Below are 6,396 nucleotides of genomic sequence, written 5' to 3' on the forward strand. Positions count from 1 at the left end.
CCCGCGCCCGCGGCGTTCTATTACCCCCCCACCCGCCCTGGCGGGGCGGTGCCGGGCGGCCCGGGCCAACACGGGGTTCCAGCGGGGGCTCCACCGATCGGTGGACCCCGGATTCCACCGCACGAGGCTGCCGACGCGAGGGCTCTCTCGACCAGCATGGAGGTCGGAGCGAAGGGGGCGTATGCGACGCGGAGCGACACCTGTCGCCCCTCGCCGCCGATTCGCCCCATCCCTCGACGCAACCCGCGCGGCCCAGCCGCAACCGAGCGCAGCAAGGACGGCCCATGCATACGACACCCGATCCCCGATCGAGCGAGATCCTGCGTCTGCACGCCGTAAGCAAGGTGTACGGGGCGTCGACGAAGACGGTCACCGCCCTCGACGACGTCAGCGTCGGTCTGCGACCGGGTACGTTCACCGCCGTCATGGGCGCGTCCGGCTCGGGCAAGACCACTTTGCTGCACTGCGCGGCCGGGTTGGACCGGCCGAGTTCGGGATCCGTCGTCCTCGACGGCGTCGACATGTCCACGCTCGGCGAACGACGCTTGGCCCGACTGCGCCGCACTCGGATCGGCTTCGTCTTCCAGGCTTACAACCTGCTGCCCGCGCTGAGTGTCGCCGAAAACGTGGCGCTGCCCCTGCGGCTGGCCGGCACGAGGCCGCGCAAGGGCATGGTCGACGATGCGCTGGAACGGGTCGGTTTGGCCGGACGTCGGCGAGCGCGTCCGGCCGAACTCTCCGGCGGGCAGCAACAACGCGTCGCCATCGCGCGGGCCTTGATCACCCGCCCCGCCGTAGTCTTCTGCGACGAACCGACCGCGGCCCTGGACACACGAGCCGGGGAACACGTCTTGGCCCTGCTCCGAAACGCCGTCGACGCGTGGGGGCAATGCGTGGTGATGGTCACCCACGACGCCGCGGCGGCGGCGCACGCCGACCGCGTCCTGTTCCTCGCCGACGGCCGGATCACCGCCGACCTGCGCACTCCCACCGTCGATCGCATCCGTGATCGGATGACACGTCCGGATACGGCCGCCGAAGGAGCGAGCCGAGCCCATGCGGCCCCGTCCCCGACCACCACTGCGTCGAACGCGGTCCTCGCCGGTATCGGCGGGCACCGGTGATCCGGCTCGCGCTGCGCACCCTGCGCTTCCACAAAAGCGGATTCCTCGCGACGTTTGTCGCCGTGTTCCTCGGCGCGATGATCATGGTGGGGTGCGGCGGCCTCCTGGAGACCGGCCTGCGCGCCGCGGCACCGCCCACACGGTTCGAGGCCGCGCCGATCGTGGTGACCGGCGACCAGCGCTACACCGGGTCCCAGGAGGAACTGGTCTTCCCCGAGCGTGTCCGCCCGGACGCGGCACTGGTCGCACAGGTCGCCGCCCTGCCCGGCGTCGCCGCCGCCGTGCCGGATTCCTCGTTTGCCGCCGCGGTGGTCGGCGACGCCGACCGGCCCGCCACCAAGGTGACCGGCCGCGGTTGGTCGTCGGCCGAACTCGCTCCCTACCGGCTCGTGGCCGGCAAGGCACCGACCGGGGCCGGGCAGGTCGTCCTGGACGCGCGCACGGCAAAGCGCAACGGGCTCCGCCCCGGAGCCCACGTGGACCTGCTCGCCCACGGCGGGACCGCCCGTTACGAGATCTCCGGCCTGATCACCGGGGGCGGCAACGCGCCGACGGTCCTGCTGTCCGACGCCGACGCCGCCCGGGTCGCCGCCCACCCCGGCAAGATCGACGCCCTCGGTGTGTTCCCCACCCCCGGAACGGACCCGAGCCGGGTGGTCCGGGATCTGCGCACGCTGGTGCGGGGACATTCCCTCGTCGTCCTGACCGGTGACGAGCGCGGTCGCGCCGAGGACCCCGGAGTGCTCGCCGACGCGGGCGATCTCATTCCGTTGGCCGCGGCCTTCGGCGGACTGTCCGCGATGGTCGCCGTGTTCGTTGTCACCGCCACCCTCGGCCTGTCGATCCGACAGCGCCGGCACGAGCTGGCCCTCCTGCGGGCCACCGGCGCCACCCCCGGTCAACTGCGCCGGCTCGTCGTCGGCGAGACGATGCTTCTCACCGCCGTCGCGATCGCCCCGGCCTGGTGGCTCGGTCCGCACGTCGGGAGCCTGCTGCTCGACGCCTTCGCCGACGTCGGAGTGGTCCCCGACTCCCTCGCCTTCCGCGCCGGGCTCGCGCCGCGGATCGCCGGCATCGCCACCGCGCTGCTCACCGCGTTGGCCGCGGCGTTCGCCGCCTCCGGCGCCGCGGCGAAAATCCGACTGGTCGAGGCGCTCGCCGAAGCCGCGATCGGACACGGGCGGTTGAGCCGCGTACGGCTGGTCACGGGCTTCCTGCTCCTGGCGGGCGGCGCCGCCCTCGCCTGGGGCACCGCCGGCTCCGACGGCCCGGACGCGGCCGGCGTCGCCACCCCCGCCGCGATGGTCTGGACCGCCGGATTCGGTCTGCTCGCACCGCCGCTGTGCGGGGTCATCGTCACCGCGTTGCGGCGCCCGGTGCGGGCCTCGGCGGGCCTCGCCGGCCGGCTCGCGCACTCCAACATCGAGGCCCGTCCGGCCCTGACAGCCGCGGCCGTCACCCCGGTCATGCTCGCCACCGGTCTGGCCATCGGACTGATCTACATGCAGACCACCCAGTCCGCGGGCGCCCAAGCCGCCTTCCGCGACACCCTCGAGGCCGACGTCGTGGTCACCTCCGACGCCGGCGGACTACCCCTGGAACTCATCGACAAGGTTGCGGCCGTCCCGGGCGTCGCGGCAACATCCGCCCGCGTGGCCGGCACCGGATACCTCCTGCGTCAAGCACCCGCCTCCGGGCCTCCCCGGAACGCGGACACAGGCCCGGAAGGGTCCCGGCCGGTGGAGCTTCCCCTGATCGGTGTCACGGCGGAAGGCGCCGGCGCCACGACGGGCGTGCGCGTCCTCTCCGGGAGCCTCGGCGAACTGCACGGGAACAGCGTGGCGTTGCCCGCACGCCACGCCGGCAGCCACCGCCTCGGGGACATGGTCCCCCTCCGACTGGGCGACGGCAGCCATACCAGCTTGAAGCTCGTCGCCACGTTGGCGGCGCGACCGGGATACGAGTTCATGATGATGCCCGCGGCCGCGCTCGTCGGCCACACCGACAGCGCCCTGATCCCGCAGATCCTGGTGCGCGGCGCTCCCGGCACCGACCACACCGCGTTGTCCGCCGCGCTCGCCACACTGGCCGCCGACCACCCAGGCCTGCGCGTCACCGGAAGCGAGAATCTCGTCGCGGCACAAGACGACGACAAGACGCAGGAATGGATGGCCTATCTCGTCCTGGCAGTGGTCGTCGGATACGCGACCATCGCCCTGGTCAATACCTTGGTGCTCGCCACCGTCGGGCGCCGCCGCGAGTTCACGCTCCACCGGCTCGTCGGAGCCGGGAAACGCCAGGTACTGCGCATGGTGGCGGCCGAGGCAGTCGTCACCTCGGCGGCCGGCGTCATCCTCGGCACCGTCGTCGGCGCCCTGACCCTGGTGCCCCTGGACATCAGCGTCCTGGGCACACCACTCCCGGCCGGGTCGCCCGCCGTATGGTTCGCCGTGGCCGGTGGCGCCCTGGCACTGACCCTGCTCGCGACTCTCGTGCCTGCGGCGGCACTGCTGCGTGGCAACCTCCGCGCGCCCGAAGCGGCCACGGACTAGCATCCGGGCGGTCGGCGGTCGGCGGTCGCCGAGCGCCCGGTCGCCGGTCGCCGGTCGGCGGCAGGCAGCAGGCAGCAGGCAGCAGGCAGGCCGATCGCTTCCGACACGAAGCGACGACGAAGCGACACGGTAACGGCGCGCGTACGGCGCCGGGTATCACGCACCAGGGTTCGACGGCGCCGGGATCGCCGGGCAGAGCGTGTGATGCTCCGGGCGTCGGCCGGTGCTCAGGACGTCGTGCGACGTGCCGCCGACCGCCGATCGGGATCGATCGGCCGCGTTCCCCGCGCCTGTTACGTGCGAATCCGCGTGACCACCGGGTGCGGACACGCGCCGGTCGACGTGCGCCTACCTGGCCATTCGGGCGGTTTGGGTGCGGGTGGGGATGCGTGGTTCGAGGGTGGTGTTGACGGCGGTGTCGCTGCTCCCCGGACCGATCGCGGGGGGTGGTGCGGCCGACAGGTTCTTGTCCACGGCCCGCATGCCGATGGCGGCAACGTGGTGTGCGGGCGTCGGGAACGAAGAGGTCGCGCTCTTCGCGCCCGGTGCCGGGGCCGCCGGTTCGGCCCTGTTGACTTCGGCCGGCGCGTTCGAAACGCGGCCCGCCACTGGGGCGCCGTCGGCATGCCGGGCACCTGTCTTCGCCCTCGCTCCGACTACGGGCACCGGACGACCACCCGAGGTCCTGTCGGGCAACTCCCCTGCCTGCGCTACGGATTGCCCCTGCTCACGTCGGGCGTACATCCGCGCCACGCCGCCGGCGACGCCGTCCGCGCGTGCGGGCAGGTAGTCGTCGCGCTGGGCGGCGAACACCTCGGTCGTCTTGTCGAGGAATTCGGCGGTCGCCCCGGTCATCCACCGCGCAACGCAGATTTCCGCAGCCAGTTGCGGCTCCGAGGCGCCCTCGCGCACTCGCCAAGACGGGTCGCGAGACATGCGCTCGGCCTCGACATACATCTCGATGGCGAACTGGAGCGGGCGGGTGTCCTTGGCATGTCGCCTGGCCTCGCGTGCGGCCACCTCCAACAGTTGCCAGGCCATGGGATGGGCGCCCGCGTCGTCCATGGGTACTTGGTCGGCGATTCCCCGTGCTCCCCGTGCGAGTTGATCAGCGAGGACCACCGCGGGCGGGTCGGATTCCAGCGTGGGTGCATCGGCGCGGTCCGGGACGGTGGGCACGTGGTCCGGCAGGAACCTGAGGATATCGACCACGTTCGCCGGACGACCCGAGGCGACCTCGACACCCGCGGCACGTTCCGCGGCGGCCCCCACCTGCTTCGCGAGTTCCTTGTGGACCGCCGATAGACGTCGTCTGCTTCTTTGTCGAGTTCCTTCGAAGAAGGCGGTCGGCCCGTGCACGCCGTTGTCCAACGCCCTTGCCATCGCTATCTCGCCGAGAACGGAAAAATACCCTTGAAGAGCATGGCCGAGTTCCTCTGCCAACGACTGTGGGCGGTCGTCCTCTGTCACGGGCGTCCTTTGACGAACGGCGTTAGGGAGTAGGTAAGTTACCAGTCGGCCGGCGGGCGTGAAAAGCAGCCGGAACCTCGGGCGCGATGCCGGCGCCCGACACGGCCCAGCGGATTCCGCACTACGGCAGACCACGATTTCCAGTGGCCCGGTCGCGGGACGACATCGCTCCCGTGACGGTGCGCCACGCGCCGCCGATCGCGACCCGGCAGGGTACGAGTAGCGGGACCGGGCAGCGGGGCGCCGGCCCCGCCGAATCCGAGGTGCCTCAGTCGCGGTCCGCTGCGGACAGCGTGTCGGCGATCATGCGGGTGGCGAAGTTCGGGTCGTCCGTGAGGCGATTGATGTGCTCCGCGAGCAGAAAGGCGGTCGCCTCCAGGGGAGTCATCTCGTCCTCGGTCCAAAATCCGTACTGCGCCCGCCACAGGGCGGGGCTCAACCCCGTTCCCGCGGCGACGACCAGGCCGGCCATGGTGGGCATGGCTTCGGGGCGGACGCTCACGGGCATCATTCGCAGGGTGGCCACGAGGCTGGGCACCACACGTTCGATGGGATCCATTCCATGCTCCGCATAGGCGACCCGCAGCCACTCCATGAACAGGAAGACGAGCGTGCACGCTCCGTCCAGCACGGCCACCGCCCCCTCCGGGCCCACCGACGCCACGAACCGGTCCGTCAACTCCCGCTGTTCCGGATCGCAGTCGGTCCCGTCCCCGTGAATGCTCCTGAGCCGAGAGTCGATCATCATCAGCGCCGCGCCCACATCGCCGACGCGGGCGTGCAAGGGATCGCAGTGAGATGACACGGAACACCTCCTCGCATGGCCGCGGACGCGGGGTAGCGCGACATGCCCGCAGATTAGACCCCGGGAGGGACTCGGGTAGCACGAATCCCGACACCGGCGCCGGAAGGGCGATACGGCCACCCGTGCCATCGCCGCCCGCACGAACGGCACCCGCCACTACCGGCGTTGCTCCCTCCCCGCCGCACCCGACGACCCGCGGGCGGCGACAATGGCCATCCGCCGAGGCCCGTCTCCCCCACGGCCGCGCAGCGTCGATCCGCGAGGCCCGGATCGCCGCTCCGCACCGGACCGCCCGCCCGGGCCCTCGTCCTCGCGTACCTGTGCGCACCGCCCGCCCGGGCCCCCGTCCTCGCGTACCTATGCGCGGCGCTGTACCTCTTCGGCCGCAGAGCAGTGGCACGAGCCGCGAGCGGGACGGCGATCGCGTTCGAGCCGTTCCTGTTGG

General features: G+C 72.0%; 4 protein-coding genes. 2 read left to right on the top strand and 2 right to left on the bottom strand.

Translation table 11 applies throughout. The annotated features are described in order from the left end of the window. Window positions 1-284 precede the first annotated feature (284 nt). Both ACWCPW_RS51295 and ACWCPW_RS51300 read left to right on the top strand, forming a co-directional pair. The gene (locus tag ACWCPW_RS51295) at window positions 285-1,124 is read left to right on the top strand and encodes an ABC transporter ATP-binding protein (RefSeq protein ID WP_449768565.1); all 840 of its coding nucleotides are present in this window, start codon (window positions 285-287) and stop codon (window positions 1,122-1,124) included. Beyond that, the gene (locus tag ACWCPW_RS51300; protein ID WP_449768566.1) at window positions 1,121-3,676 is read left to right on the top strand and encodes an FtsX-like permease family protein; all 2,556 of its coding nucleotides are present in this window, start codon (window positions 1,121-1,123) and stop codon (window positions 3,674-3,676) included. The genes ACWCPW_RS51295 and ACWCPW_RS51300 overlap by 4 nt, the downstream gene beginning before the upstream one ends. A 348-nt stretch (window positions 3,677-4,024) precedes the next feature. On the opposite strand, the gene ACWCPW_RS51305 is transcribed toward ACWCPW_RS51300, so the two are convergent. Next, window positions 4,025-4,741, bottom strand: a complete 717-nt coding sequence (locus ACWCPW_RS51305) for a hypothetical protein (protein ID WP_449768567.1) — start codon at window positions 4,739-4,741, stop codon at window positions 4,025-4,027. Between the two features lie 673 nt (window positions 4,742-5,414). Next, window positions 5,415-5,951, bottom strand: coding sequence for a hypothetical protein (locus tag ACWCPW_RS51310; protein WP_449768568.1), 537 nt, complete (start codon window positions 5,949-5,951; stop codon window positions 5,415-5,417). Between the last annotated feature and the right edge of the window lie 445 nt (window positions 5,952-6,396).

It is taken from the genome of Embleya sp. NPDC001921, assembly GCF_053594475.1.